Origin of the sequence: Novosphingobium sp. THN1 (assembly GCF_003454795.1) — a bacterium.
Classification (GTDB): Bacteria; Pseudomonadota; Alphaproteobacteria; order Sphingomonadales; family Sphingomonadaceae; genus Novosphingobium.
Genome location: NZ_CP028347.1, coordinates 1356955 through 1383310, shown reverse-complemented (window position 1 = coordinate 1383310; position 26356 = coordinate 1356955). Strand labels below are relative to the sequence as shown.

At 64.5% G+C, this 26356-nt stretch carries 20 protein-coding genes and 2 pseudogenes; 10 read left to right on the top strand and 12 right to left on the bottom strand.

The window, feature by feature from the left end; all coding sequences use genetic code 11:
- Positions 1-40: 40 nt before the first annotated feature.
- A complete protein-coding gene (locus tag C7W88_RS06805) occupies positions 41-1096 on the bottom strand; it encodes a ribonucleotide-diphosphate reductase subunit beta (RefSeq protein ID WP_118072983.1) in 1056 nt (351 codons plus the stop codon).
- 497 nt (positions 1097-1593) lie between these two features.
- On the opposite strand from C7W88_RS06805, the gene C7W88_RS06800 reads away from it, so the two are divergent.
- Positions 1594-1866 carry a DUF2171 domain-containing protein gene (locus tag C7W88_RS06800; protein ID WP_118074632.1) on the top strand — a complete coding sequence of 91 codons (273 nt, stop codon included), beginning with the start codon at positions 1594-1596 and terminating at the stop codon, positions 1864-1866.
- A 308-nt stretch (positions 1867-2174) separates the two neighbouring features.
- Here C7W88_RS06800 and C7W88_RS06795 read toward each other — a convergent pair whose 3' ends face one another.
- On the bottom strand, positions 2175-2591 hold the full coding sequence (locus C7W88_RS06795) for a PepSY domain-containing protein (RefSeq protein ID WP_255418798.1): 417 nt from the start codon (positions 2589-2591) through the stop codon (positions 2175-2177).
- Positions 2592-2947: 356 nt separating this feature from the next.
- Positions 2948-4951 carry a ribonucleoside-diphosphate reductase subunit alpha gene (locus C7W88_RS06785; RefSeq protein WP_118074631.1) on the bottom strand — a complete coding sequence of 668 codons (2004 nt, stop codon included), beginning with the start codon at positions 4949-4951 and terminating at the stop codon, positions 2948-2950.
- A gap of 493 nt (positions 4952-5444) precedes the next feature.
- Here C7W88_RS06785 and C7W88_RS06780 point away from each other — a divergent pair, with 493 nt between their 5' ends.
- Entirely contained in the window at positions 5445-5693 is a 249-nt protein-coding gene (locus tag C7W88_RS06780; protein ID WP_118072980.1) for a GlsB/YeaQ/YmgE family stress response membrane protein, read from the top strand.
- Positions 5694-5885: 192 nt separating this feature from the next.
- Here the strand turns inward: C7W88_RS06780 and C7W88_RS06775 are convergent, their stop codons facing one another.
- A complete protein-coding gene (locus tag C7W88_RS06775) occupies positions 5886-7394 on the bottom strand; it encodes a YifB family Mg chelatase-like AAA ATPase (RefSeq protein WP_118072979.1) in 1509 nt (502 codons plus the stop codon).
- A 165-nt stretch (positions 7395-7559) separates the two neighbouring features.
- On the opposite strand from C7W88_RS06775, the gene C7W88_RS06770 reads away from it, so the two are divergent.
- Complete coding sequence (locus tag C7W88_RS06770; RefSeq protein ID WP_370073207.1) at positions 7560-8279, top strand: hypothetical protein; 720 nt, start codon at positions 7560-7562, stop codon at positions 8277-8279.
- A gap of 3 nt (positions 8280-8282) precedes the next feature.
- Here C7W88_RS06770 and polA read toward each other — a convergent pair.
- Positions 8283-11116 (bottom strand): annotated as a pseudogene (gene polA / locus C7W88_RS06765) (DNA polymerase I).
- Positions 11117-11396: 280 nt separating this feature from the next.
- On the opposite strand from polA, the gene C7W88_RS06760 reads away from it, so the two are divergent.
- Positions 11397-11582, top strand: a complete 186-nt coding sequence (locus C7W88_RS06760) for a hypothetical protein (RefSeq protein WP_039333570.1) — start codon at positions 11397-11399, stop codon at positions 11580-11582.
- Positions 11583-11743: 161 nt separating this feature from the next.
- On the opposite strand, the gene C7W88_RS06755 is transcribed toward C7W88_RS06760, so the two are convergent.
- Positions 11744-12712 (bottom strand): serine hydrolase, encoded by a 969-nt coding sequence (locus C7W88_RS06755; RefSeq protein WP_118072978.1) that lies wholly within the window; start codon positions 12710-12712, stop codon positions 11744-11746.
- Positions 12713-12929: 217 nt separating this feature from the next.
- On the opposite strand from C7W88_RS06755, the gene C7W88_RS06750 reads away from it, so the two are divergent.
- Positions 12930-14249 carry a phosphotransferase gene (locus C7W88_RS06750; RefSeq protein WP_118072977.1) on the top strand — a complete coding sequence of 440 codons (1320 nt, stop codon included), beginning with the start codon at positions 12930-12932 and terminating at the stop codon, positions 14247-14249.
- A complete protein-coding gene (locus C7W88_RS06745; RefSeq protein WP_118072976.1) occupies positions 14249-15547 on the top strand; it encodes an acyl-CoA dehydrogenase family protein in 1299 nt (432 codons plus the stop codon). The genes C7W88_RS06750 and C7W88_RS06745 overlap by 1 nt, the downstream gene beginning before the upstream one ends.
- Positions 15548-15586: 39 nt before the next feature.
- Here C7W88_RS06745 and metK read toward each other — a convergent pair whose 3' ends face one another.
- From metK to hisS, 6 genes are all read right to left on the bottom strand, one after another.
- Positions 15587-16798, bottom strand: a complete 1212-nt coding sequence (gene metK / locus C7W88_RS06740; RefSeq protein WP_118072975.1) for a methionine adenosyltransferase — start codon at positions 16796-16798, stop codon at positions 15587-15589.
- 72 nt (positions 16799-16870) lie between these two features.
- Positions 16871-18451 carry an apolipoprotein N-acyltransferase gene (gene lnt / locus C7W88_RS06735; RefSeq protein ID WP_118072974.1) on the bottom strand — a complete coding sequence of 527 codons (1581 nt, stop codon included), beginning with the start codon at positions 18449-18451 and terminating at the stop codon, positions 16871-16873.
- Between the two features lie 60 nt (positions 18452-18511).
- Entirely contained in the window at positions 18512-19483 is a 972-nt protein-coding gene (locus C7W88_RS06730; protein WP_370073206.1) for a DUF4167 domain-containing protein, read from the bottom strand.
- Between the two features lie 196 nt (positions 19484-19679).
- Complete coding sequence (gene prmC, locus C7W88_RS06725; protein ID WP_118072973.1) at positions 19680-20546, bottom strand: peptide chain release factor N(5)-glutamine methyltransferase; 867 nt, start codon at positions 20544-20546, stop codon at positions 19680-19682.
- A gap of 9 nt (positions 20547-20555) precedes the next feature.
- On the bottom strand, positions 20556-21620 hold the full coding sequence (gene prfA, locus C7W88_RS06720; protein ID WP_118072972.1) for a peptide chain release factor 1: 1065 nt from the start codon (positions 21618-21620) through the stop codon (positions 20556-20558).
- Positions 21621-21740: 120 nt separating this feature from the next.
- Positions 21741-22979, bottom strand: a complete 1239-nt coding sequence (gene hisS / locus C7W88_RS06715; RefSeq protein ID WP_118072971.1) for a histidine--tRNA ligase — start codon at positions 22977-22979, stop codon at positions 21741-21743.
- 102 nt (positions 22980-23081) lie between these two features.
- On the opposite strand from hisS, the pseudogene C7W88_RS24680 reads away from it, so the two are divergent.
- The 4 genes and pseudogenes from C7W88_RS24680 to ppa all read left to right on the top strand — a co-directional run.
- Positions 23082-23690, top strand: a pseudogene (locus C7W88_RS24680) (peptidase M61); the annotation flags it as partial.
- A 251-nt stretch (positions 23691-23941) separates the two neighbouring features.
- Entirely contained in the window at positions 23942-25039 is a 1098-nt protein-coding gene (locus tag C7W88_RS24675; protein ID WP_370073233.1) for a hypothetical protein, read from the top strand.
- Between the two features lie 4 nt (positions 25040-25043).
- Entirely contained in the window at positions 25044-25694 is a 651-nt protein-coding gene (locus C7W88_RS06705; RefSeq protein ID WP_118072970.1) for a DUF1345 domain-containing protein, read from the top strand.
- An 85-nt stretch (positions 25695-25779) separates the two neighbouring features.
- Positions 25780-26316, top strand: coding sequence for an inorganic diphosphatase (ppa, locus tag C7W88_RS06700; protein WP_118072969.1), 537 nt, complete (start codon positions 25780-25782; stop codon positions 26314-26316).
- Positions 26317-26356: the final 40 nt, after the last annotated feature.

Genomic DNA, 26356 nt, shown 5'->3' with positions numbered 1-26356 from the left:
CTCGCATCAATCCCTTCCTACTTCTTCAACTCCGCCAAGATCACTCCGCCGCAATCCCCGCAGCCCCAAACATATCGATGTCCACCTCAACCGGCGCTTCTACATTCGCCGCCGACTTCGCCGTCCGGCGCTTGTCGAAGCTGGACCATACCGTGTTCCAGTCGCCCTTCGTTGCGGCCTTCGAGTATTCCGTGGCGCGGGTTTCGAAGAAGTTGGCGTGTTCGACGCCGTTGAGCAGCGGGGCGAGCCAGGGCAGCGGGTGGTCTTCGATCATGTAGATCGCCGGCAGGCCGAGCTGGCCGAGGCGCCAGTCGGCGATGTAGCGGATGTAGCGCTTGATTTCCTTGGCGCTCATACCCGGGACCGGGCCCTGTTCGAAGGCGAGATCGATGAAGGCGTCTTCGAGGCGCACCGTCTTCTGGCAGCAGTCGATGATGTCTTCCTTTACCGCCTTGGTCAGGCACCCGCGCTCTTTCACGAAGGCGTGGAACAGGCGGGTGATGCCTTCGCAGTGGAGCGATTCATCACGGACCGACCACGAGACGATCTGGCCCATGCCCTTCATCTTGTTGAAGCGCGGGAAGTTCATCAGCATGGCGAACGAAGCGAAGAGCTGCAGCCCTTCGGTGAAGCCGCCGAACATGGCGAGCGTGCGAGCGATGTCCTCGTCGTTGTCGACGCCGAAGGTCTGCAGGTAATCGTGCTTGGCCTTGAGCTCTTCGTACTCGAGGAACATGCCGTATTCGCTTTCGGGCATGCCGATGGTGTCAAGCAGGTGAGAATAGGCGGCGATGTGCACCGTCTCCATGTTGGAGAAGGCGGCGAGCATCATCTTGATCTCGGTCGGCTTGAACACGCGGCCGTACTGTTCGTGGTAGCAGTTCTGCACTTCCACGTCGGCCTGGGTGAAGAAGCGGAAGATCTGCGTCAGCAGGTTGCGCTCATGCTCGGAAATCTTCTGCGCCCAATCGCGGCAATCCTCGCCCAGCGGCACTTCTTCGGGCATCCAGTGGATCTGCTGCTGGCGCTTCCAGAATTCGTAAGCCCAGGGATATTCGAAGGGCTTGTAAGTCGGGCGGGCTTCAAGAAGGGGCATGGCGGTGTCCTGTGCTGATTCTTTGAATGTAAGGTCTGATGCGGTCAGGCAAAAGCGCGCAGCGAGCCTTTGCGGGGGATAGTGGCGGGGTTTTCCACGCGATTGAATCGTGCCCTTTGGGGCAGGAACCCTCGGCCCGGCGACAGGGGCCATCGGACTGGCGCGGCGCCCGGTTTCAGGGTGGAACGGCGGGCGCAAGGCTTGGTTGATGGGGGATGGACGCGCGGATCGCGGTGTCCTTTCAAAACCTCTGGATTTGCAGGAGAATTGCCATGGGCGAATATGAACCCAACGACTCGCGCAACGTCACCGGTGCCAACGCTGGCGAGCGGCAGCAGCAGCAGATGAACCAGTCGTCCGACAGCGGCATGCGCAGCCCCGGCGGCGCCCAGCAGCAGGACGGTGGCCAGCGCTGGAACGAAGGATCGAGCGGCCAGCAGTCGCAATTCGGCCAGCAGCAGGGCCAGATGGGCGGCGGAGAGCGCAGCGGCGATCAGATGGGCTACGGCAACAGCTCTGAAGGCTCGTCCGGCATCCGTGAACACATGGAAGTGATCGGCGCCGATGGCGTGCACATCGGCACTGTCGACGGCGTCGAAGGTGACCGGATCAAGCTGACCAAGAAGGATTCGGGCGCGGGCTTCGAAGGTGGAACCCATTCGGGCCACCATCATTACCTTTCCACCGGGCTCGTTGCCGAAATCGAGGGCGACAAGGTGCGCCTCTCGGCCAACGGAGACGTGGCCTGGGGCATGCTCGAGGAAGAATAAGTCCGGAAAGGCAGCGAGGCCTTCCCGCTGTCCTGTCCCGGCAGATCGCCGGGTGCCGGACCGCAAGAACGTCCCGCCCCCTTCGGGACCAGGTCGTGCCACGCGACCGGAGAGCGCTCCGCCGAAAGGCGGGGCGTTTTTCTTTCCTTGTCGGGTACGGAAAGCCCATCCGGGCTTTCCTTGCGGCACCGGCCCGCTCCCCCGCCCGGCCACCCACGAGAGTATCCTGGATGGGTGGCCGGGCGGGGGAGCGGGCCGGTGCCGCAAGCCCCTGACGGATGTCAGGGGCGTAACTATCAAAGAATCTATTACTTCCAGAACCAGCCGGGCTTGAGGCTGCGGTCCTTGCGATTCTTCCACATCGAGAAATACATCCACAGGCCCGAGATGCTGAAGAACAGCAGCGCAAAGCCCGTCATCAGCGAGATCGCCGTGCCGACGGGCCCGAATTCCTCGCCCGAGTGGAGATGGTGGAAGAACCCGACCAGCGACTTCATGCCGCCCGGAGGTGCCTTGGGCCGGCACATCATGGTTTCGGGGCAGACGAAGCCCTGCGGCACTGGTGGCGGCCCCGCGCGCTCGCCAGCCGGCCAGAGCGCGGTCACGTGGCTGGCGACGCCGGTGAAGGCCATCCAGATCATGAAGACCCCGAAGAACACCGTGATCCAGCGGTGCCACTTGCGCATGAAACGAACCCCTTTGATAATGCGAATTGATCGCAACATTAGACATGACCGCCTTAGCGGGCCTGACTGGGATCGTGCAAGCACAAGTCTTGTCGCGGATTGTCGCACAGGTGCGCCAGCCGCAAAGTGTCGCGGGGTGTAACGGCTGAGGCATGCCTCAGCCTGTTATCAAGCCGGCCGCAGCAGACGACGCAGTCTGCATAAGGAAGTCCTTGGCAAGCTTAAGACGGGACGATGCCTCAGGCTTCGGCGCATCCGACTCCTCGATCACGATGGCCTCATTGCAATTTTTTGCAGCGAATCCATCAACCTGCAAGTCAACGACACCCGTAACCTTAAGCCCGACGCCGCAACCTTCGGCTCTGCAATCTTTCAAGATTACCGGCATACGTACCTCACTGGCAGGCCAGGCATTCCTCATAGTCGGTCGGGCCGGCCGAGAGTTCGATCTTGGGGGCCTCGGCGGTGTTGTCCGCTTCGACGCCGCCGGCGAAGCCTGCGCGCTGGACCGACTTGGAGCGGAGGTAATAGAGGCTCTTGATGCCCTTCTCCCACGCTTGGAAGTGCAGCATCATCAGGTCCCACTTGTCGACGTCGGCCGGGATGTAGAGGTTCAGCGACTGGGCCTGATCGATATAGGGCGTGCGGTCTGCCGCGAATTCGAGCAGCCAGCGCTGGTCGATCTCGAAGCTGGTCTTGAACACGGCCTTTTCTTCCGGGCTCAGGAAATCGAGGTGCTGGACCGAGCCGCCCTGCTCGAGGATCGAATTCCAGACGTTGGTGGAGTCCTTGCTCTTCGCCGCGAGCAGCTTCTTGAGGTACGGGTTCTCGACCACGAACGAGCCCGACAGGGTCTTGTGCGTGTAGATGTTGGCCGGGATCGGCTCGATGCAGGCAGACGTACCGCCGCAGATGATCGAGATCGACGCGGTCGGCGCGATCGCCATCTTGCAGGAAAAGCGCTGCATCACGCCCATTTCGGCAGCGTCCGGGCACGCCCCGCGTTCCTGCGCGAGCAGGATCGAAGCCTCGTCCGCCTTGGCCGCGATGTGCTTGAACATCTTGAGGTTCCACGCCTTGGCCATCGCGCTTTCAAAGGCGATGCCCTTGAGCTGGAGGAAGGAGTGGAAGCCCATCACGCCCATGCCGACAGAGCGTTCGCGCGCGGCCGAGTACTTGGCGCGGGCCATCTCGTTCGGGGCGCGGTCGATGTAGTCCTGCAGCACGTTGTCGAGGAAGCGCAGCACGTCCTCGATGAAGCGCTTGTCGCCGTTCCACTCGTCCCAGGTTTCCAGGTTGAGCGAGGACAGGCAGCACACCGCCGTGCGATCGTTGCCGAGATGATCGCGACCGGTCGGCAGGGTGATTTCCGAGCAGAGGTTCGAGGTCGAGACCTTGAGGCCCAGATCGCGGTGATGCTTGGGCATCATGCGGTTCACCGTGTCGTTGAACACGATGTAGGGCTCACCCGTGGCAAGGCGGGTTTCGACCAGCTTCTGGAACAGCGAACGCGCATCGACCGTGCTGCGGACCGAGCCATCCTTCGGCGAGCGCAGGTGGAATTCGGCGCCATCGCGCACGGCTTCCATGAACTCGTCGGTCAGCAGCACGCCGTGGTGCAGGTTGAGCGCCTTGCGGTTGAAGTCACCGCTCGGCTTGCGGATCTCGAGGAACTCCTCGATCTCTGGGTGCGAGACGTCGAGATAGCAGGCGGCCGAACCGCGACGCAGGGAACCCTGGGAAATCGCCAGCGTCAGCGAATCCATCACGCGCACGAACGGGATGATGCCGCTGGTCTTGCCGTTGAGGCCGACGCTCTCGCCGATGCCGCGGACCTTGCCCCAATAAGTGCCGATGCCGCCGCCGCGCGAGGCGAGCCAGACGTTCTCGTTCCAGGTGGCGACGATGCCTTCGAGGCTGTCATCCACAGAGTTCAGGTAGCACGAGATCGGCAAGCCGCGCCCGGTGCCGCCGTTCGAGAGAACCGGCGTTGCCGGCATGAACCACAGCTTGGAGATGTAGTCGTAGAGGCGCTGGGCGTGCTCCTGATCGTCGGCATAGGCATCGGCCACGCGCGCGAACAGGTCCTGATACTTCTCGCCGGGAAGCAGATAGCGGTCGTCCAGCGTGTCCTTGCCGAAATCGGTCAGGCGCGCATCGCGGCTGTCGTCCGTCACGATGGTGAAGCGACGCGGATTGACCTTCTTGGAATCGCTGACCGGCGCGGCGGCCACGGCAGCGGCCGCAACCGTTGCCGCCATGCCTGCGACAAGCGCTTCACTGCCTGCGTCCTTGGCGTCCATATCCATCGCCTTTGCTTCACCGGCCGCAGCCGGAGCGCTTGCCAGCGCCAGTTCGTCCTGCGCAACCACGGAGCCGTCTCCAGTTCTGAAATCCACGTTCAACCCCCGTTCGCACCCCGCGGCCAAGGCCCGGGCGATCAATCGACACTCGAATCGGGCGAGTGGCCCAATCCTACAGGAGACGGAACGAAAGTGGAACAAGTTGTTCCGCAGGCGCTCGGCTCCGAAATACCCTGGTCACGGCCCCGATGCCGCGCGCGCAGGCAAAGCGTTGCCATTGCGCGCAAAACACGCCCAAGCGCTCTAAACTAGGTTTAGAGGTCCCCCTGAAGCCCGACCACAACCCATAGTGCCTCAACGGGATTCAGACACAAGAGGGTAAACATCCGCAGGCAGACTCGATTCGTCGCACGTGCGATTCGCTTCGTCGCCGGGCGCATCATTGTGCAGTGCAGCGACGCGTGGACTTTCCTGCACTTCAAGGGCGAAACGACGCCGGTCGAAATATTTTTGCCGCCCGTCACCAACTTGTGGACAAGAACCCGTCAACCGGCACCATATGTGGTGTCCACAGGAACGGAGTGCAGGTGTGCTGAATCTGATCTCGATTGTCTTCACCGGTCTGGTGGTCGGCGTGCTGGCGCGGTTCTTCTATCCCGGCGATGTCGACATAGGGTTTCTCAAGACCGTGCTGCTGGGCATAGGTGGCGCGCTTGTGGCAGGCCTGTTCGCCAGCTGGCGCAGCGGCGGGCCATTCGGCGAAGGCGTGAACCGCGCCGGCTGCCTGGCCTCGGTGATCGGGGCGATGCTGCTGATCTTTCTGGGGCGGCATCTCTGAGGCTGTGCTGGAAAGGGTTCACGCAGAGACGCAGAGAAGAAAGGGAGACGCAGAGGGGATGCGCGAGGCCGTCAGGCAAGTTTTCCCTGCCGAGCCTACGCCAAACGTACCGTGGCAGGTGGGCAGCGGCTTCGCCACAAGCGCTGCTTCTCTGCGTCTCCCTTTCTTCTCCGCGTCTCCGTGTGAACCATCCTAAGCCCGCGGTGCAATTCTCCGGTAACTAAGCGCCTCGGCGACATGGATGCGGCCCACCGTCTCCGCCCCGGCCAGATCGGCGATCGTGCGCGCCACGCGCAACATGCGGGTATAGCCACGCGCGGAGAGGCGCATCGCTTCGGCGGCCTGCGCGAGCAGCTTGCGCCCGGGTTCGTCCGGAGTGGCGTGGGTGTCCAGCAGATCGCCGTTGAGCTCGGCGTTGCTGCGGGCGCTGGTCCCTTCGAGCCGGGCGACCTGCACGGCCCTGGCCCGCGCCACGCGCGCGGCCACCTGATCGGAGCCTTCCGCCGGGGGTGGGAGCGCCAGATCGGCGGCGGAGACGGGATCGACTTCGACGTGCAGATCTATGCGATCGAGGAGCGGGCCTGACACCTTGGACTGGTAGTCTCCGGCACAGCGCGGCGCGCGGCTGCACCCCAGCGCCGGATCGCCCAGATGTCCGCAGCGGCACGGGTTCATCGCCGCGATCAGTTGCACGCGCGCCGGGAAGGTCACGTGCGCGTTGGCGCGGGCAACGGTGACCTCGCCCGTTTCCAGCGGCTGGCGCAGCGAATCGAGCACGGCGCGCTGAAATTCGGGCAGTTCATCAAGGAACAGTACGCCAAGGTGTGCGAGGCTGACCTCTCCCGGCCGCACCTTGAGCCCACCGCCCGTGAGCGCTGCCATCGATGCCGAGTGATGCGGGCTGCGGAATGGCCGGGCGCGGCTGATGCGGCCATCCTCCAGCGTACCTGCGACCGATGCCACCATCGACACCTCCAGCGCCTCGGACGGGGTCAGCTCCGGCAGGATGCCGGGCAGGCATGAGGCCATCAGCGACTTGCCCGCGCCCGGCGGCCCGATCATCAGGAGATTGTGCCCACCGGCAGCGGCGATCTCCAGCGCGCGCTTGGCGGTTTCCTGGCCCTTGACCTGCTTGAGATCGGCCATGCGGCGCGGTGGCTCTGCCACGCCCTGCGAAGGCTGCGGCAAGCGGTGCTGCCCCTTCAGGTGATTGAGCAGGCCGATCAGGTCCGGCGCGGCAATCACGTCAATTCCGCTGGCCCAGCGCGCCTCAGGCCCTTGCGCGGCGGGGCAGATCAGTCCCTTGTCCTCGCCACTGGCATGGAGCGCGGCCAGCAGCACGCCCGGAGAGGGCAGCACGCGGCCATCGAGCGCCAGCTCTCCCACTGCCACATAGTCGGCGATCTGTTCGAGATCGACCACGCCCATCGCGGCGAGCAAGGCGAGCGCGATTGGCAGATCGTAGTGCGAGCCCTCCTTGGGCAGATCGGCTGGTGACAGGTTCACCGTGATCCGCTTGGGCGGCAGGGCGAGACCGAGTGCGGAAAGCGCCGAGGAGACCCGCTCCCGGCTTTCGCCAACGGCCTTGTCAGGCAGGCCGACCAGCCGGAATGCGGGCAGACCGGGCGCCACCTGGCACTGCACTTCCACCGCGCGCGCCTCGAGCCCGAGATAGGCCACCGTCGACACCAGCGCGACCATCGGTCCTCCACTCCATCCGCAATGCTACGTAGCCTAGCAGGGCCATCGGCATAGCGGCGGCGGGATGCGGCCATTTTCGAGGCATCCGCAGCCGGTCGCGGGACATGGTGAAGCGATCTTAACCGCGTCCCTTGGCAATTCGGCAATCCGCGCGCGCGGAAAAGGATGATCATGTTCCGCCGCGCCCTTCTTCCCGCGATATTCGCCATGTTTGCATGCCAGCCGGTGCTGGCCCGCGAGGTGACGACGCGCGAGGTAACGACACGGGCGTGGGTGGAAAACGGCGTCACCTGGACCGAAACGACGGTCGTCGAGGTCGAGGAGCCGGGCTCCGAACGCATTGCCGGACTGCCCCGCGCCGACGTGAAAGGCGTGGCCAGTTTCGGACCGTTCGAAGTGCTGGACGGCAGCCGGGCGGCGCTGGTAGCCGAAACCGACAGCTATTCGCCTGCGGACTTCCAGAAAATGCTCCGCGTCTTCCCCGGCATTCGCATGCTCGAAATGCCGGACTGCCCCGGCACGGTCGACGATCACGCCAACCTTCGCCTTGGCCGGATGATCCGCGCGGCAGGCATCACCACGCTGGTGCCCGAACATGGCTCGGTCCGCTCCGGCGCGGTCGAGCTGTTCCTTGCCGGCGCAAGCCGCAGCGCCGCTCCTGATGCCGAATTCGTCGTCCATTCGTGGATCGACGACGACGGCCACGAGCCCGACGATTTCGCCGCATCCGACCCGATCAACCGCGCCTATCTCGACTACTACCGCGAGATGGGCCTCGGGCCCGACAAGGCCTCGGCGTTCTACGCGCTGACCAACTCGGTGCCGAACGATCAGGTCCTGACGCTCGGCACCGCCGATCTGGCGCAATACGCGGCGCTGAACTGACCGTCAGTGCGCTGCGCCCCATGACAAGCCAGTGCCGATCTCCACGCCAAGCGGAACGCTGAGCTTCACCGCAGGCTCGGCCGCCGTCGCCATGACCCGCTCGATCAACGGCTTAGCCTTTTCCACATCGCCTTCCGGCAGTTCGAACACGAGTTCGTCGTGGACCTGCAGGAGCATCTTCACGTTGGGCAAGCCTGCTTCGGCCAGCGCAGGCATCATCCGGGCCATCGCCCGCTTGATGATGTCGGCGCTGGTGCCCTGGATCGGCGCGTTGATCGCTGCGCGTTCGCTGCCCTGGCGTTCGGCCTGATTCTTCGAACCGATGCGCGGGAACCATGTCTTGCGGCCGAACAGCGTCTGCGAATAACCGCACTCGCGCACGCTTTCGAGCGTTTCGTGGATGTAGCGCTGAATGCCGGGGAAGCGTTCGAAGTAGCGGTCGATCATCGCCTGCGCTTCGTCCGCGCTCACGCCCAGACGTCCGCCAAGGCCCCAGCGGCTGATGCCGTAGAGGATCGCGAAGTTGATGGTCTTGGCGCGCCCGCGCGTATCGCGGTCGACCGTGCCGAACATCTCCATCGCGGTGCGCGCGTGGATGTCCTCGCCAGCAGCGAAGGCTTCCTTCAGCGCGGGCACGTCGGCCATGTGCGCGGCGAGGCGCAGTTCGATCTGGCTGTAGTCCGCGGCCAGCAGCACATTGCCCGGCTCTGCCACGAAGGCATCGCGGATCTGGCGGCCGATCTCGGTGCGAATCGGGATGTTCTGCAGGTTGGGCTCGTTGGATGAGAGCCGCCCCGTCTGTGCGCCCACCAAGCTGTAGCTGGTGTGCACGCGCCCGGTCTCGGGGTTTATCGCGGCTTGCAAAGCATCGGTATATGTGGACTTGAGCTTCGACAACTGGCGCCATTCCAACACCAGCGTCGCCACTTCCGCGCCTTGTGCGGCCAGCCCTTCAAGCACTGACTGGTCGGTGGAGTATTGCCCGGTCTTGCCCTTCTTGCCGCCCTTGTAGCCGAGCTTGTCGAACAGGATCTCGCCCAGTTGCTTGGGGCTGCCGATGGTGAAGTTCTGCCCGCACTTCTCGAAGATCACGCCTTCGAGGCGGGCGATCTGCGCGGCAAACTCGGTGGAGAGGCCGGACAACCGCTCACGATCCACCTTGATGCCATTGCGCTCCATCATCGCGACGACCGGCACCAGCGGGCGATCGACCTTCTGGTAGATCCTCATCCCCGCCTCATCGACCAGCCGTGGCTGGAACAGGCGATGCAGACGCCACGTCACGTCGGCGTCCTCTGCGGCATAGCGGGTGGCGTCGGCCAACCGCACTTCGGCAAAGGAGATCGCCTTCTTGCCGGTGCCGCACAGGTCCTTGAACTTCATCGTGGTGTGCAGCAGGTGGCGCTCGGCCAGTTCGTCCATGCCATGACCGGCGAGCCCTGTCTCGCTGCGCCCGGCATCGAGGCAGAAGCTCATCACCATGGTATCGTCGATCGGCGCAACGTGGACGCCGTGGCGCGCCAGGATGTTGAGGTCATACTTGATGTTCTGGCCGATCTTCAGCACCGCATCGCTTTCCAGCAGCGGCTTCAAGGCTGCGATCGCCTCGGCACGATCAATCTGCACCGGTTTTTCGGCGAACATGTCCGCCCCGCCATGGCCGAGCGGGATGTAGCAAGCGTCGTTCGGCCCCAGCGCAAGGCTTACACCGACCAGGCTGGCACGCATCGCATCGAGCGCGCTGGTTTCGGTATCGATCGCCACCACGCGCGCTTCGAACGCCCGCGCGATCCACTGCTGCAGCTCGCCCATCGACTGGATGCAGGCATAGGCGCCAAGATCAACCGCAGGCCATGACGGGAGCGACTGCCGGTTGCCCGCAGGTGCGGGGGCGGCCTTGTTCTCAGGCTTGGCAGGGTTGAGCTGCGTCTTCGGACCGGGGCTGCCCTTGCCATCGTCGAGACGGCGCAGCAGGCTGGTGAAGCCGTGTTCCTCCAGAAACGCCGCCAGCGGATCGCGCGGGATCTGGCCCAGGGCAAAGTCCTCGATCGGAATCGGCAGCGGGCAATCTTCCTTGAGTTCCACCAGCACGCGCGAGAGGCGGGCCATCTCGGCCTGTTCGATCAGGCTCTCGCGCAGCTTGCTTGCCTTCATTGCAGGCGCGGCGGCCAGCGCCGATTCGAGATCGCCGTACTCCTGGATCAGCTTGGTGGCAGTCTTCGGACCGATGCCACGAATGCCCGGCACGTTGTCGACCGAATCGCCCATCAGTGCCAGAACATCGCCGACCTTCTCGGGCGGAACGCCGAACTTCTCGACCACCTCGGGAATGTCGATGCGCTGGTTCTTCATCGTGTCCAGCATGTCGATGCAGCCCCCACCCGTGGCGCACTTGCCCACCAGCTGCATCAGATCCTTGTCGGATGAAACGATCGTCACGTCCCAACCGCGCAATGTCGCCGCACGGGCATAGGAAGCGATCAGGTCATCGGCCTCAAGTGCGTCCTCCTCGATGCATGCCAAGCTGAACGCGCGGGTGGCGTCGCGGATCAGGGGAACTGCGGGACGAGGTCTTCCGGCGGCGGCGGGCGATTGGCCTTGTATTGGTCATAAAGGTCGTTGCGGAACGAGGTGCCGGCCTTGTCGAGAATGACGGCCAGGTGCGTCGGTCCATCGGCCTTGTGCAGGTCCTCGGCCAGTTTCCACAGCATCGTGGTGTAACCATAGACCGCGCCGACCGGCGTCCCTTGCGGATTCGTCAGCGGCGGCAGGCGGTGATAGGCGCGAAAGATATAGGCCGAACCGTCGACCAGATAGAGATGCTGCTTTTCGTTCATCGGGGAGTGTTAGCAGGGCGCGATGCCTGCGTCATCGCCTTGCGACAGGGTTGGCGACACTCAATCCAGCGCAAGCAGGCCTCAGCTCAACGCACGGAAATCGGGCAAAAAAAAGGCGGTTCGGCCCAAACCCGGGCTAAACTGTGACACAATGCATACGTCTTGTGCTTGCAACGCGATGAATTGCCGATTAATTGGGTCGCGAAGTCTACCGCTTGAGTAGGCTTTGCGGCGGGCTGCTTGCCCGGCGCTGGTCACTTCAATCCAGGGATTGTAACGCATGCGCAAGCTCATCCTCGCCGCTGTCGCCGGCACCGCCTTCGCTCTCGCTGGCTGCTCGGAAAAGCCGGCTGCTGAAGCCACCGAAACCGCTGCTGCTTCGGAAGCTGCTTCGGAAGTCGCTGCTGACGCTTCGGCTCCTGCTGCCGACGCTTCGGCTGAAGCGAGCGAAGCTGCTTCGATGTAATCCGCGCCCGCAAGGGCAGGTTACATGAGATAGAAGGGGCGTGGTCTTTGGACCGCGCCCCTTTCTCTTTGCCGCGCGCCAGCAGGTGACGCGCAATAAAACGGGGGCGGCAAGATCACCTTGCTGCCCCCCGTTTACGTGTGGGGTAAGGTTGTTCGGCCTCAGCGGCGGCGTACGAGGTCCTGCGTGCTTTTGGCCATCGGCGTGCTGTAGCCGTCATAGATCGTGCGCATCATCCGCGCGATCAGGCCGGCGTGAGCCGTATGGCCTTCCGGGCCGGTCACGAAGAACACCACCGCAAGGTGCCGGCCATCAGGCAGGCGCACGATGCCGACATCGTCCGTCACTCCAAACAGCGTGCCGGTCTTGTGGGCAACAAGCGTCCCCACTGGCAAGCCTGCACGAATCCGGTTCTTGCCCGTGCTCGTCCGCGTCATTGTATCGAGCAGCACGGCACGGCTTTCAGGGCTCAGGGCGTCGCCGCGATCGATGGCGGCAAGCAGCGCCAGCATGGCGCGCGGCGTGCTGGACGTGCGCACATCGATGACCCGCGCGGCGTCGACCTTGCCGTCGTCGCGAACGAGGGTTGCCATCGTATGGTCAAGTCGCTGACCGGTAATACCCTTGGACGTGAGCCAGCGATTGACCTTGTCATAACCGCCCACCGCCTGGATCAAGCCGTCGGTAGCTTCGTTATGGCTGCGCGTGATGGAAAGCTCCATCAGGCTCTGCGCGGTCATGATCTGGCCTGAGCGGAGTGGCGCTTCGGCACTGCGTGCCCCGGTTTCGCGCACCGGCATCATCATCGGGAACTGCTGGTCGAGCCGTGCCGCCCCCTTCTCCACCAGATCGAGGAAGGTTGCCGCAACCGCGATCTTTGCAGTGCTGGCCATCGGGAACGGCATGTCGGCGTTGACGAAAATCTGGCCGCCGCCGTCAAGGTCCATCGCGGCAACGCCAATGCGCCCACGCCCTTCTGCAGCTATCGCGGCGACCTGCTGCTGGATCGCCTGATCGCGCTGATCCTGCAGCGAAACCGTGGCGCGGCTCTGCACCGCAGGCACCGTGGCAACCAGCGCAGGGGCTGCCACCATCAATGCGGCGATGATTCGTGCGGTGCGGAACTTCATGCCTTGTTGTACCCCGACCCCGGTTTATCCGTCTTTAACATAAGTATCGCGTTGTGATTCTAAGGCAAAGTGCCTTTCGGACCATCTCGGCGCATCCCTCGTGCGGATGGGCGCATCATGCGGGAACCAATTGCACGCACTGATTCGCGCTGGACTTTAACCGATCGGTTAAGGATAGTGCGCCCAACCGGCAGGCAAAGCCGGAAGTGGAGAGGCAATGGAAACGCTGCTCGAAGCGGTCATGGCAAGGGCTGGCCATGCTGGCGATATTTCCGGCCTGCAGCGCCTGTCCGGCGGTGCGAACATGGAATCCTGGGCGTTTGCCTGCGGGGATGACCGGTTCGTATTGCGCCGGGCGCCCTCTGCAGAATGGATCGCGGCGCGTTCGCTGGGGATGGATGGCGAAGCCGAACTGATCAGGCAGGCTCACGCCTCCGGTGTCAAAGCGCCGGAAGTCCTTGCCGAACTCACAAGCGCTGACGGCCTTGGCATCGGCTTCATCATGCGCTGCCTTCCGGGCACGGCCGACCCCGAGCATGCGCTTTCGTCTCCACCGGAACTTGCTTCTGATCTTGCAGCGGCCATGGCAGGCATTCACGCGCTTTCGCCCGAAGACCTGCCTTTCCTTCCGGTGCTGGACCCTGCCGAAGGCGTGGAGGGGCTCGTCCGTCAGTTCGAAGATGCTGGTGGCGACCGTCCGGTCATTGCGCTGGGCCTCGCTTGGCTTCGCAGCAACGTGCCTGCGCCGACATCCCCAGTCGTCGTCCATGGCGATTTCCGCATCGGCAACCTCATGGTTGACGCAGGCCGCCTGTCCGGCGTGCTCGACTGGGAACTGGCCCACATCGGCGATGGGCATGAGGACCTGGCCTACGGCTGCATGACGGTGTGGCGGTTCGGCAGGCTCGACAAGCAAGGGTTCGGCCTGACCGATGTGGCCACGCTGGCCCGCGCTTACGAGGACGCCGGCGGTGAGCCGTTCGATCCGGCCCGCTTCCGCTTCTGGCTGGTCTATCGGACAGTGTGGTGGGCACTTGGCTGCCTGTCGATGGGGCAATCATGGCGATCCGGCACAGATCGATCGCTGGAACGGGTCGTCGTCGCCCGCCGCTGCGCGGAACAGGAGCTAGACCTGCTCTTGCTGCTCGAAAGCGAAGCCCCTGAGGCAGAGCGCGAGCGCCTCCTCCCCGCCGCGCCGCTGCCGGCACCCGAAAGCCGGGGCGAGCCAACGGCAACGGAAGTCCTGACCGCCGTTTCCGAATGGCTCGCCGCCACGGTCAAGGGCAAGCTCGAGGGGCGCGAGCGCTGGGAACTGGCCGTCGCCCAGAATGCCCTCGGCATCGTCCGCCGCGAACTGGCCGGGCGTGCCGATCCCGCGGACAAGCGCCTTGCCGAGGACATTCTCGCCGGGCGCCAGTCGCTCGCAACGGCAGGACTTCTTGCCACGCTCCGTTCTCGCACCCTGTCCACCCTTTCCGCCGACATGCCCAAGTACCCCGCGCTCGCGCCCGCCCGCGCCCTCTGGAGCCAAGCCTGATGGACTTCGACCTACCCCAGGACCTCGTCGCCTATATCGCCGAACTCGACGCCTTCATCGATGCCGAGATCAAGCCGCTCGAACAGGCGGACGACAACATCCGCTTCTTCGATCACCGCCGCGAATGGGCCCGCACCGATTTCGAAAGCGGCGGTCTGCCGCGGCATGAATGGGAAGAACTGCTGGTGGAGGCCACCCGCCGTGCCGATGCAGCCGGGCATTGGCGGTTCTCCGCGCCGAAGAAGTACGGCGGCAAGGACGGCAAGAACCTGTGGATGGCAGTGATCCGCGACCACTTCGCCGCCAAGGGTCTGGGGCTGCACAACGACCTGCAGAACGAACACTCAATCGTCGGCAACTTCCCATTCGTGAACATGTTCGAACACTTTGGCACGCCCGAACAGAAGCAAGAGTTCATCAACGGCGGCTTTGCCCGCACCCGCCGCACCGCCTTCGGCCTCACCGAGCCCAACCATGGCTCCGACGCCACGCACATGGAAACCCGCGCCGTGCCGGAAACGCGCGATGGGGTGCCGGGCTGGCGCATCGATGGCGAGAAGATGTGGACCACGGGCATGCATGTCGCCACCCACTGCGCCACTTTCGCCCGCACCAGCGGCGAGCACGGCGATGCGCGCGGCATCACCTGCTTTCTCGTGCCCAACCCCACCGAAGGCCTCGTGATCGAGGAGTACCTGTGGACCTTCAACATGCCGACCGACCACCCGCGCGTGTCGTTCACCAACGTCTGGGTGCCGGACAGCGCGATCCTCGGCCCCATCGGCGGCGGGCTCGCCATTGCGCAGAGCTTCGTTCACCAGAACCGCATCCGCCAGGCGGCATCATCGCTTGGCGCCGCGACGTTCTGCGTCGAGGAATCGGTGCGCTATGCGCGCGAACGCAAGCCCTTCGGCGAGGAACTTGCCCGTAATCAGGCCATCCAGTTCCCACTGGTGGAACTTGCCACGCAGTGCGAGATGCTGCGCCTGCTGATCCGCAAGACGGCATGGGAAATGGACCGCCTCGAGGCCGAAGAGGGCGGCCACAAGCGCATCGAGCGTGAACTGTCGGACAAGGTCTCGATGTGCAATTACTGGGCGAACCGGCTGGTCTGCGAAGCTGCCGACCGTGCCATGCAGGTCCACGGCGGCATCGGCTATTCGCGCCACAAGCCGTTCGAACACATCTTCCGGCATCATCGCCGCTACCGCATCACCGAAGGTGCGGAAGAGATCCAGATGCGGAAGGTTGGCGCCTTCCTGTTCGGCTATCTCGGGCCGAGGAAGGGCCGGTTCTGACAGGCGGGGGAGTCGTCATCGGCTCCCCCGACCAGCAATTCAGGCCAGCGCCGCCTTGAGATCGTGGACGAGGTCGGTGCGCTCCCACGGGAAGAAGTCGCCCTCGGCCTTGCGCCCGAAGTGACCATAGGCCGCGGTCGGCTGGTAGATCGGCTTGTTGAGGCCCAGGTGCGTGCGGATCGAACGCGGGGTCAGGCCGCCAAGCTTGGCAATGCCCAGGATCGCCTGCTCGATCTTGTCGTCGCCGACGGTGCCGGTGTCATGCGTGTCGACATAGAGCGACAGCGGCTTCGACACGCCGATGGCATAGGCGATCTGGATCGTGCAGCGCGTGGCGAGCCCTGCTGCGACCACGTTCTTGGCAAGGTAGCGGGTGATGTAGGCGGCCGAACGATCAACCTTGGTCGGGTCCTTGCCCGAAAACGCGCCGCCGCCGTGGGGAGCCGCACCGCCATAGGTGTCGACGATGATCTTGCGGCCGGTCAGGCCAGCGTCGCCGTCGGGACCGCCGATCTCGAAGCTGCCGGTCGGGTTGATGAAGTATTCGGTCTCGCGCAGCAGCACCGGCGGGATCACGTCGGCAATCACGCCTTTCACATAGGCTGCGAGCTCGGCCTGCTTGGCCGGGTCGTTCTCGTCGTAACCCGCCTTGTGCTGGGTCGAGACGACGATCGCCGTGGCCGCAACCGGCAGCGAACCTTCATAGCGCAACGTGACCTGGCTCTTGGCATCGGGTTCGAGGAACGGCGCAGCGCCCGAGTGGCGATCGGCGGCCATGCGCTCGAGAATCTTGTGGCTGTAGTAGAGCGTGGCGGGCATCAGGCCGGGCGTCTCGTCGGTGGCATAGCCGAACATGATGCCCTGGTCACCGGCGCCTTCGTCCTTGTTCTCGCCAGCATCGACGCCCTGCGCGATGTGGGCCGACTGGCCGTGCAGGCGGTTGATGAGTTCGAACTTCTCCCAATGGAAGCCGTCCTGCGCATAACCGATGCGCTTCACCGTCTCGCGCACGGTCCGCTCGATCTCGTCCTGCGCGCCCGGTGCCCATTCACCGTTCTCGTACACGCCCTTGCAGCGGATTTCACCGGCAAGCACGACAAGCTGCGTGGTCGTCAGGGTTTCGCAGGCGATGCGCGCTTCGGGGTCCTTCGACAGGAACAAGTCGACGATCGCGTCGCTGATCTGGTCGGAAACCTTGTCCGGATGGCCTTCGGATACGGATTCGGAAGTGAACAGGTAATCGGTGCGCATCGAGAGTCCTATGCCAAAAGGGCCTGTGCTGTTAGGCAAGCAATATAAAGAAAGCTTTATGTCCCAGACCGCTTAGCGTTTCCGCGTGGCGCTTGCAACAAGCGCAACAAAAAGAAGCGCTACTGCCCACAAAAGGCCGAGCATGTTCCCGGTGCGCGCAAACAGCGTCGGCGCGTGGGGCGGCGGCACCTTGCCGTCGAGGCGCCCGGCGCGATGCTGCGGCACGAACTGCCGGACAACGCCATCGGCATCCACCACCGCCGAGATGCCCGTCGTCGTGGCTCTCAAGACCGGCAAGCCCTCTTCGATTGCCCGCATCCGCGCCTGCGCCAGATGCTGCGGTGGCCCCCAGGCGCCGAACCAGCCGTCATTGGACGGATTGAACAGGTAATCCGGCCGATGCCCGCGATTCACCACCTGCCCGGAAAAGATGATCTCATAGCAGATCTGCACCCCGGCCTTGCCGTAAGCGCCAAGATCGAGCGTGCGCGCCCCCGGCCCTGCAAAGAAGTCGAGGCTGCCCGCCACCAGCCGTGAAAGGCCGATCGGTTCGAGGACAGAGCGCATCGGCAGGTACTCGCCATAGGGCACCAGGTGCGCCTTGGCATAGGACCCTCGGATCGCTCCGGCCGAATCCACCGCGGTCACCACATTCCAGGCACCCGCGACCTTGCGCCCCTCCATGGCAAGATCGGTCGTTCCGGTCAGCAGCAAGCCCCCTTTGCCGGCGACCCGACCGAGCCGTTCGCGCGCCAGCAGCGGATCACCGGCATAGGTCGTCTCGTCGTACCAGAACTGCGCATAGCCCTCGCGCAGGAAGTCGGGCACGCCGCTCTCCGGCCAGAGCAACAAGCGGTTCTCGCCGGGCTTGCGGGCCAGCGACAGCGCCGCCGTCTTCTGGAACTGGTTCTCGAAATTGGCGGGATCGTTGAGCAGGTCCTGCCGCACGTCCGGCTGGACCAGCGTGAACGGCAATGTCCCTTCCAGCCGCTCGCCGTGCAAAGGCAGAACCATCAACAGCGCCGGCCCGAGGGCATAGGCCCCTGCTGCCCATTTCTGCCCCTGCCGCCACGCGCGCAGGGCGAACAGCCACCACCCCGCCAGCAGCACGACGAGGCCCGAAAGCGCATATGTCCCGGTCCACTGTGCCGCCAGCGCCAGGCCGGGACGATCGAAACCGCCCAGCGTCACCATCGCCAGCGGATTCCACGCAAACCCTGTGAACATCCACGAGCGCAGCCATTCAGACACGATCCACGCCGCGGCAAAGGCTGGCAGGAGCATGGCCCGCCGCGTGTGCGCCAGCCACCAGCCGCCCCATATCGCCAAGGCCGGAAATACCGCGAGATAGAGCGCGAGCAGGACCACCGCGATCCAGCCAAGCCAGGTCGGCATTTCCGCCTGATAGGTGAAAGCCGTTGCAATCCAGCCATTGCCGACAGTGAAGTGCCCGACGCCGAACAGCCATCCGGTGAGCAGCGCCTGCCGCCAGGTCTTCACCACGTGCAGGCGATGGATCAGGAATGCAAAGGCGGCCAGCGTCAGCGGCCACAGGCCCAAAGGCTGAAAGCCGCAGGCAGCAAGGCCACCAGCGGCAATGGTCAGCAAGCTGTCACGCGAAGGAAGGCGAGAGGAAAAGCGGGAAGCTGTCATGCCTCCCTGCTATGGGGTGCGCCGGGAGAGACCGCAAGCGGCCCGTCCCGGCATCACCAATCAGCCCTCTGCAGGCTCGGTCGCTTCGGCGACCGGAGTCTTGCGCGGGCGGCCGCGCTTCTTGGGTGCAGGAGCAGCAACTTCTTCGACAACCACCTCTGCCGCCGGTGCTGCAGCAGGAGCAGGCTCGGCCTCGACCTTGGCGCTGATCGACGGCGGCAGGAACGAGGCATCCAGCGTCGCCGGTGCTTCGTCAGCCGCAGCCTTGGCGCCGCGCGGACGACGCTCGGTGCGCGGGCGAAGCCCACGTGTAGCGCGCGTCACGAACGGATTGTCGTTGGCGTCGGCAATCGGCTCGCCTTCGATGGCGGGAACACCCTCGCCGGGCAGAGCCTCGGCAGGTGCCGCCTCAGCTTCGGCATCGCGGCTGCGATTGCGCTCGAACCGGCGCGTGCCCTCACGACGGGTGCCACGCTCTTCGGAACCACGATCATCGCGCTGCCGATCTTCACGCTGCCGATCATCACGCGGGCGGTCGTCACGTTGGCGATCCTCGCGATCACGGCGACCTTCATAACGGTCACCGCGATCCTGGCGTTCACCCCGGTCCTGGCGTTCGCCGCGATCCTGGCGGTCTTCGCGGTCCTCACGCTCGCGCCGGGTCGAGACCGGGCGGTCGAACGCGGGGAAATCACCCTCGACGCTGAATTCGTCCGCACCTTCCTCGGCGTCCTGCTCCTGCCAGCGCTCACCGCCGTTCTGGCGGGCACGCTGCTCTTCCTGGCGGACGCGAGTGTCAGCGATCACGCGGAAATAGTGGTCGGCAAACTGCAGGTAGTATTCGGCCTGCACGCGGTCGCCATTCAGATGGGCGTCCTGCGCGAGCTTGCGATACTTCTCCAGCATCTGGGGCGCATTGCCCCGCGCGCGGCTGTCGATCCGGTTGAGCTGCTGACCACCGTTCTGGGGGCGACCGTTGTTGCCCCGGCCGCGACGGCGGTTGTTACCACGATTGTTATTCAACTCAGGCACTTCCTTAAATGGGGCGGCCTCTCGTAAAGCTTGAGCAACCCGTAATGCCGCGCAACCCTCCGCCACCGGTTCGCGTCATGCGAATCGGGGTTCCCAGCATCTGCTTTCGTCCCGACCTCTTTGGCCGATATTCCCTGCAAATGGTGGATTTGGCCGGGACGGGAAGCCTTCGTCCGTCCCCTGCCTAAAAACACAATTAGTGCCCCGCAGGTCCCTTGCCAAGAGGAATATTGGCAGAAACCGCCATTTCGACCGCCCTTTTTCGCCCCGCCAGATCGCAATGGACCCGCGCGGACATTCCGGCAGCGCGCGCAATGCCTGAAACGGCGTCGGCCTGCGTCCAGCCGATCTCGACGATGGCGATACCCCGTTCGGTCAGCAACTCCGGAAGCTGCGGCACCAGAATCCGGTAATCGTCCAGTCCGTCAGGGCCAGAAAACAGCGCAGAGGCGGGTTCGTGCTGGCGAACCGACGCATCGAGTTCTGCCTCGTCCTCGACATAAGGCGGGTTCGAAAGGACCAGGTCGAACTTTCCCAGCCCTTGCGCCCAATCCGTCTGCGTCCAGTCGCCCTCCAGAACGCGCGCAGACGGCGCATGGCGTTGGGCATTGGCCTTGGCCACTGCCAGGGCTTCGGGAGAGCGCTCGATCGCGATGCCTTCAGCCTGCGGCCATAGCGACAGCGCCGCCAGCAGCAGCGCTCCCGAGCCCGTCCCGAGATCGAGAATCCGCACAGGTGGCGCCGTTCCGGAAAAGGCTTCGCGCGCCACCTCCACCAGCGTTTCGGTATCGCCGCGCGGGATCAGCACCGCCGGGCTGACCGCCAGTTCCAGCCCATAGAATTCAGCGCTGCCGGTAATATAGGCAACAGGTTCGTGCCGCATCCGTCGCTCGACCAGAGCAGCGAAGCCATCGGGCACGGCGCCCGCCATATGCCGCAGCAACAGGTCCGTCCGCGAGCACCCCAGCACATGCGCCATCAGCACTTCGGCATCGAGCCGCGCGGTGTCCGACGTGGCGGAAAGCTGGTCGGCGGCAGCGCGCAGGGCCTCGGCAACCTTCACTTGGCGCTGTTACCCATCCAGCGCCGCCAGCCGCTTTGACTGGTCCTCGGCAATCAGCGCGTCGATCAGTTCGGCAAGGCCCGGTCCTTCGAGAATTTCGGGCAGACGGTGCAGCGTCAGGTTGATGCGGTGGTCGGTCACCCGGCCTTGCGGGAAGTTGTAGGTGCGGATGCGCTCGGAGCGGTCGCCCGATCCAACCATGGCCTTGCGCGCCTCGGCCTCCTCGCCCTGCGCGGCATCGCGCTGCGCCTCGAACAGGCGGGCGCGCAGCACCTGCATCGCCTTGTCCTTGTTCTTGTGCTGGCTGCGCCCGTCCTGGCAGGTGACGACCGTGCCGGTCGGCAGGTGGGTAATGCGCACGGCGGAATCGGTCGTATTCACATGCTGCCCGCCCGCGCCGCTGGCCCGGTAGACGTCGATCTTGAGGTCCTTGTCCTCGATCCGCACATCAACTTCGTCGGGCTCGGGCAGCACGGCAACCGTCGCCGCGGAAGTGTGGATGCGCCCGCCGCTCTCCGTAACCGGCACGCGCTGCACGCGGTGGACGCCGCTTTCGAACTTGAGCTTGGCGAAGACGCCGCTGCCGGTGACGTTGGCGACCACTTCCTTGTACCCGCCCAGGTCGTTGGCGTTGACCGACACGACCTCGACCCGCCAGCCCTGCTCGGCGGCATAGCGCTCGTACATGCGGTACAGGTCCGCCGCGAACAGCGCCGCTTCGTCGCCCCCGGTGCCGGCGCGGATTTCGAGCATCGCGGGGCGGCTGTCCGCAGCATCACGCGGCAGCATGGCCACGGCGAGGCGGTGCTCGGCCTCGGGAAGTTCGGCATTGATCCGCCGCAGTTCCTCGTCCGCCAGTTCGCGCATGTCGGGATCGTCAAGCGAAGCAAGGCTGACCAGTTCGGCGCGCATGTCCGCAATCTCGCGGGCGACGCGGGCGACCGGTTCCAGCTCGGCATAGTCCCGGCTGGCGGCAATGAACTCCGCCCCCTCCAGCGTGCCCGAAGCCAACCGCGCCTCAAGCTCGGCAAAGCGATTGGCAATCTGGGCAAGGCGGGCTTCGGAAACGCTCATGCGCCCACCCTCACTTCGTCATCCCGGGCTTGACCCGGGATCCCGCTATTTGGTCAACCGCCGCAAAAGGGACAGCGGGACCCCGGGTCAAGCCCGGGGTGACGGAAAACGTGTGGTACATCAGAACTCAGCAGCCTGCGCGTCAAGCAACTGACGCAGAATATCGGACGCGCTGTCTTCGGCGCGAACGCGCGCTGCAGGCCGGCCGTCACGCATGGCCAGTGCCAGGATCGCCTTCGCTCCCATCTTCACCGCCTTGTCGAACCGCTTGCGCGCCGAGCCCGACGCCACGAGTTCGGCCGAGACACCTTCCCGGCGCAAGCGCGAAACCTGCGCGATCCCGCCGGTCAGCAGCGCGTCGTCCTCGACCACGACAATGACGTCGGCCTTGGCCTCGCCCTTCTCGCCCACCAGCATCGCCAGCCGCTCGATCCCGGCTGCCCAGCCCACCGCCGGTGTTGCCGCGCCGCCCAGCGCCTCCATCAAGCCATCATAGCGGCCGCCGCCGAGCACGGTGCCCTGCGCGCCCAGCCGGTCGGTCACGAACTCGAACGCGGTGTGGCGGTAATAGTCCAACCCGCGCACCAGAGTCGGCGCGCGGGTCCAGCTGACACCCGCCGCGTCGAGTCCCGAAGTGACCTTCGCGAAGAAGTCCTGCGCTTCGCTCGAAAGGTAGTCGTCGATCTTGGGCGCGTCGGCGGTGAAGACCTTGTCGCGGGGGTCCTTGCTGTCGAGAATCCGCAGCGGATTCTTGGCCAGCCGCTCCTGAGAGTCCTCGGAGAGTTGGTCCTTTGCCCCCATGAAGTATGCCACGAGTTGGGAACGCCACTTCTCGCGGCTTTCGGCATCGCCCAGCGTGTTGAGCTGTAGCGTCACGCCGTCCGCGATGCCCAGCTCCTTCAGCAATTGGTCAGCCATTACAAGCAGTTCGACATCCGCCTGCGGCTCGCCCGCACCGATCACCTCGGCGTCGATCTGGTGGAACTGGCGGTAGCGGCCCTTCTGCGGACGCTCGTAGCGGAACAGCGGCCCATGCGTCGCAACCTTCAGGGGCGCATACTGCTGCCAGCCATCGGTGATGAAGGCGCGCGCGATTCCGGCGGTGAATTCGGGCCGCAGCGTCAACGATTCCCCGCCGCGATCCTCGAAAGAGTACATTTCCTTGGAGACCACGTCGGTCGTCTCGCCCAGCGACCGGCTGAAAACCGCCGTCTTTTCAAACACCGGCATTTCCACGCGGCGGAAGCGGTAGAGCTTGCGCACGCGCTCGAACGTCTCGACGACGAAGGCAAAAGCCTCGGCATCGGGGCCGAAGATGTCCTGGGTGCCACGAATAGGCTGCGGGGTTTGCGTGCTCATGGTGCGCGCGATTAGCCCGAAAGCGGCAAAACGGGAAGGGCCGCGAAAAAGGCTAGCCGTAATGGTTGCGGATGCGACTTCTTCGGGCCATGAACATGGTCCATGAAGACAAAACTCGCGGTCGCCCCGCTCCTCCTCGCCCTTTCCGTGTCAACTCAGGCGCTTGCCGCCAACTCCGCGCCGATGGCGGTGCCGATCCAGCAGACCGTGCCGGACGCGCAGGACATCGCCTATCCAGGCGTCATGACGCTCGATATCGACGCGACCGACGTGGCGCGCGGCGATTACAAGGTGACGCAGACGATCCCCGTCGCCTCAGGCGCCAAGGAACTGATCCTGCTCTACCCGCAGTGGCTGCCGGGCAACCATGGACCGCGCGGGCCGCTGTCGGAACTGGTCGGCGTGCAGTTCTTCGTCGATGGCAAGCCGGTGGAATGGAAGCGTGACCGCGTCGAGGTCTATGCCTTCCACGTCATGCTGCCCGCAGGCGCAAAGGAAGTCGTCGCCAAGCTGATCCACACCTCGCCGCTGCAAAGCGCCGAAGGGCGCATCACGATGACGCCGGAAATGCTCAACCTGCAGTGGGAAAAGATGAGCCTTTACCCGGCAGGCCACTACGTCCGCCGCATCCGCGTGAAGCCGATCGTGACGTTGCCGCAGGGCTGGACGCCCGCCACTGCGCTTGACGGCATGAGCATGAGCGGCAACCGCGTGACCTGGGCCGAAACCGATTACGAAACGCTGGTTGATTCGCCGATCTTCGCCGGCAAGTATTTCAGGAAGTGGGACCTTGGGCAGAACGTCACGCTCAATGTCGTGGCCGACAAGGCCGAACAGCTCGAAGCCAAGCCCGAGCATATCGCCGCCCACAGCGCGCTGGTGCAAGAAGCGAAGCTGGCGTTCGGCGCTAACCACTTCGATCACTACGATTTCCTGCTCGCCCTGTCGGACAAGATCGGGGAATCGGCCTTGAGCATCATCGTTCGAGCGAGAACCAGCTTGAGCCGGAGGCCTTTACCCAGTGGGACAAGCAGGAGTGGGACCGCAACCTGCTTCCGCATGAATATGCGCACTCATGGTCGGGCAAGTTCCGCCGCCCGGCGCGCCTGTGGACGCCCGATTATCGCCAGCCGATGCAGGGCGACCTGCTGTGGACCTACGAAGGCCAGGACCAGTTCTGGGGCGCAGTCCTCGCCGCGCGTTCGGGCATGCAGGGCAAGGACACCGTGCTGGGCATGCTGGCGGCATGGGCGGGTGGCTTCACGCAGCAACCGGGCCGCGACTGGCGCTCGGTCGAGGATACAGGCTTCGATCCGGTCTTCGCCTCGCGCAAGCCGAAGCCCTATTCCTCGCTCGCCCGCAACGAGGACTACTACACCGAAGGCGCGCTGGTCTGGCTCGAGATCGACCAGATCCTGCGTGAAGGCACCGGCGGCAAGAAGTCGATCGACGATTTCGCCAAGGCCTTCTTCGGCATGAACCCGGGCGACTATGGACAGATCCCGTTCGAGGTGGACGAGATCGTGACCAAGCTCAACGCGCTCTACCCCTATGACTGGGCCAAGCTGATCGACACCCGCATCAACCAGCCGGGCCAGCCCGCGCCGCTGAACGGCATCGAAAAGGGCGGCTACAAGCTGGTCTGGAAGGAAGAGCCCAATCCCTACATGAAGGCCGCGATGGACTTCGGCAAGGGCCTGAGCCTTGCCAACTCGGTCGGCATCTCGCTCGACAAGGAAGGCAAGGTCACCGGCACCCGCTGGGACAGCCCGGCCTTCAACGCCGGCATCGTCACGGGCACGCAGATCATGGCGATCAATGGCACGGCCTACAGCGCCGATGACATGAAGAAGGCGATCACCGCGGCCAAGGGCGAAAAGGGCGCGCCACTGGAACTGCTGGTCAAGCGCGGCAGCCGGTTCGAGACGATCAAGCTCGATTACAAGGACGGCCTGCGTTACCCGTGGCTCGAGCGGGTTGCCCCGGGCAAGGCGCCGACCGGGCTCGATTTGCTGCTGACGCCGAAGCGTCCGGGCGCGGCTGTGGCGAAGAAGAAGTAAGCCTGTGAAACGTGGCGGCGTCACGCTGGGGAACCGGCTGGCGCCGCCGCGCTTCGTGCTGTTTCTCGTGCTGCTACTGGCCGCTTTCTTCGGCTACTGGCAAATCCCTGGCGCAAACCGGACCGCCGATGCCGCAGCATTGAGCTTCGACCTGGCAGCGGCCGTCTTCCTGCTTTCCCTATTACCGCTGTTGCGGGACAGCGACGTGACGCAAATGCGCGCCCATGCAGCCGCGAACGACGCCAATCGCGTGCTGGTGCTGGCGATCACCACGATCGTGACCATGGTCGTCCTTGCCGCAATTTCCGGCGAGCTGCCCGGTGCCTCGGGCGGCGACAGGGTGGCGATGGTCAAACTGGTCGGCACGCTGCTGCTGACCTGGCTGTTCGCCAACTCAGTCTATGCCCTGCACTACGCACACCTGTTCTACACCAGCCGCGATGGCAAGGATGCCGGCGGGATCGACTTTCCAGGCACGAAAACGCCCGACTATCTGGACTTTGCCTACTTCAGCTTCACGCTGGGCATGACCTTCCAGACATCGGACACCGAGATCACCAGCAAGACGGTGCGCCGCATCGCCACCCTGCATTCCTTCGCGGCGTTCGTGTTCAACATCGGCGTGATTGCGTTCACGATAAACGCCCTCGGCTAAGCGTTACTCCATAAGTCTTGTTGCGGTGCAAAAGCGGCTTCGCTAGGGGCGGCGCATCCTCTCCACCCAACGAACAGGGCCAAAGATGCGCATCGACATGATTCCCACCGGTGACAATCCGCCGGAAAGCCTCAACGTCATCATCGAGGTTCCGGTCGGCGGCGAGCCGGTCAAGTACGAATTCGACAAGGCATCGGGCGCGCTGTTCGTTGACCGCATCCTGCACACGCCGATGCGCTACCCCGCCAACTACGGCTTCGTGCCGCACACCCTCTCACCCGACGGTGACCCGCTCGACGCGCTGGTGATCGCGCGCTCGCCCTTTCTTGCAGGCTCGGTCGTCCGCGCCCGTCCCATCGCCGTGCTCAACCTTGAGGACGAACACGGCGGAGACGAGAAGCTGGTCTGCGTGCCGGTCGATTCGACCTTCCCGTACTATTCGGACGTGAAGGAACGCGACGATCTGCCGGAAATCGTGATGCAGCAGATCGAACACTTCTTCACCCACTACAAGGACCTGGAAAAGGACAAGTGGGTGCGCGTTGGCACCTGGGGCGGCGCTGACGACGCCAGGCGCATCACGATCGAAGCGATCGAACGCGCAAAGTCGGCCAAGGGCTGAACTTTCGCCTCTGCGAATGAATGAGGGCGCGGGGTCGGCG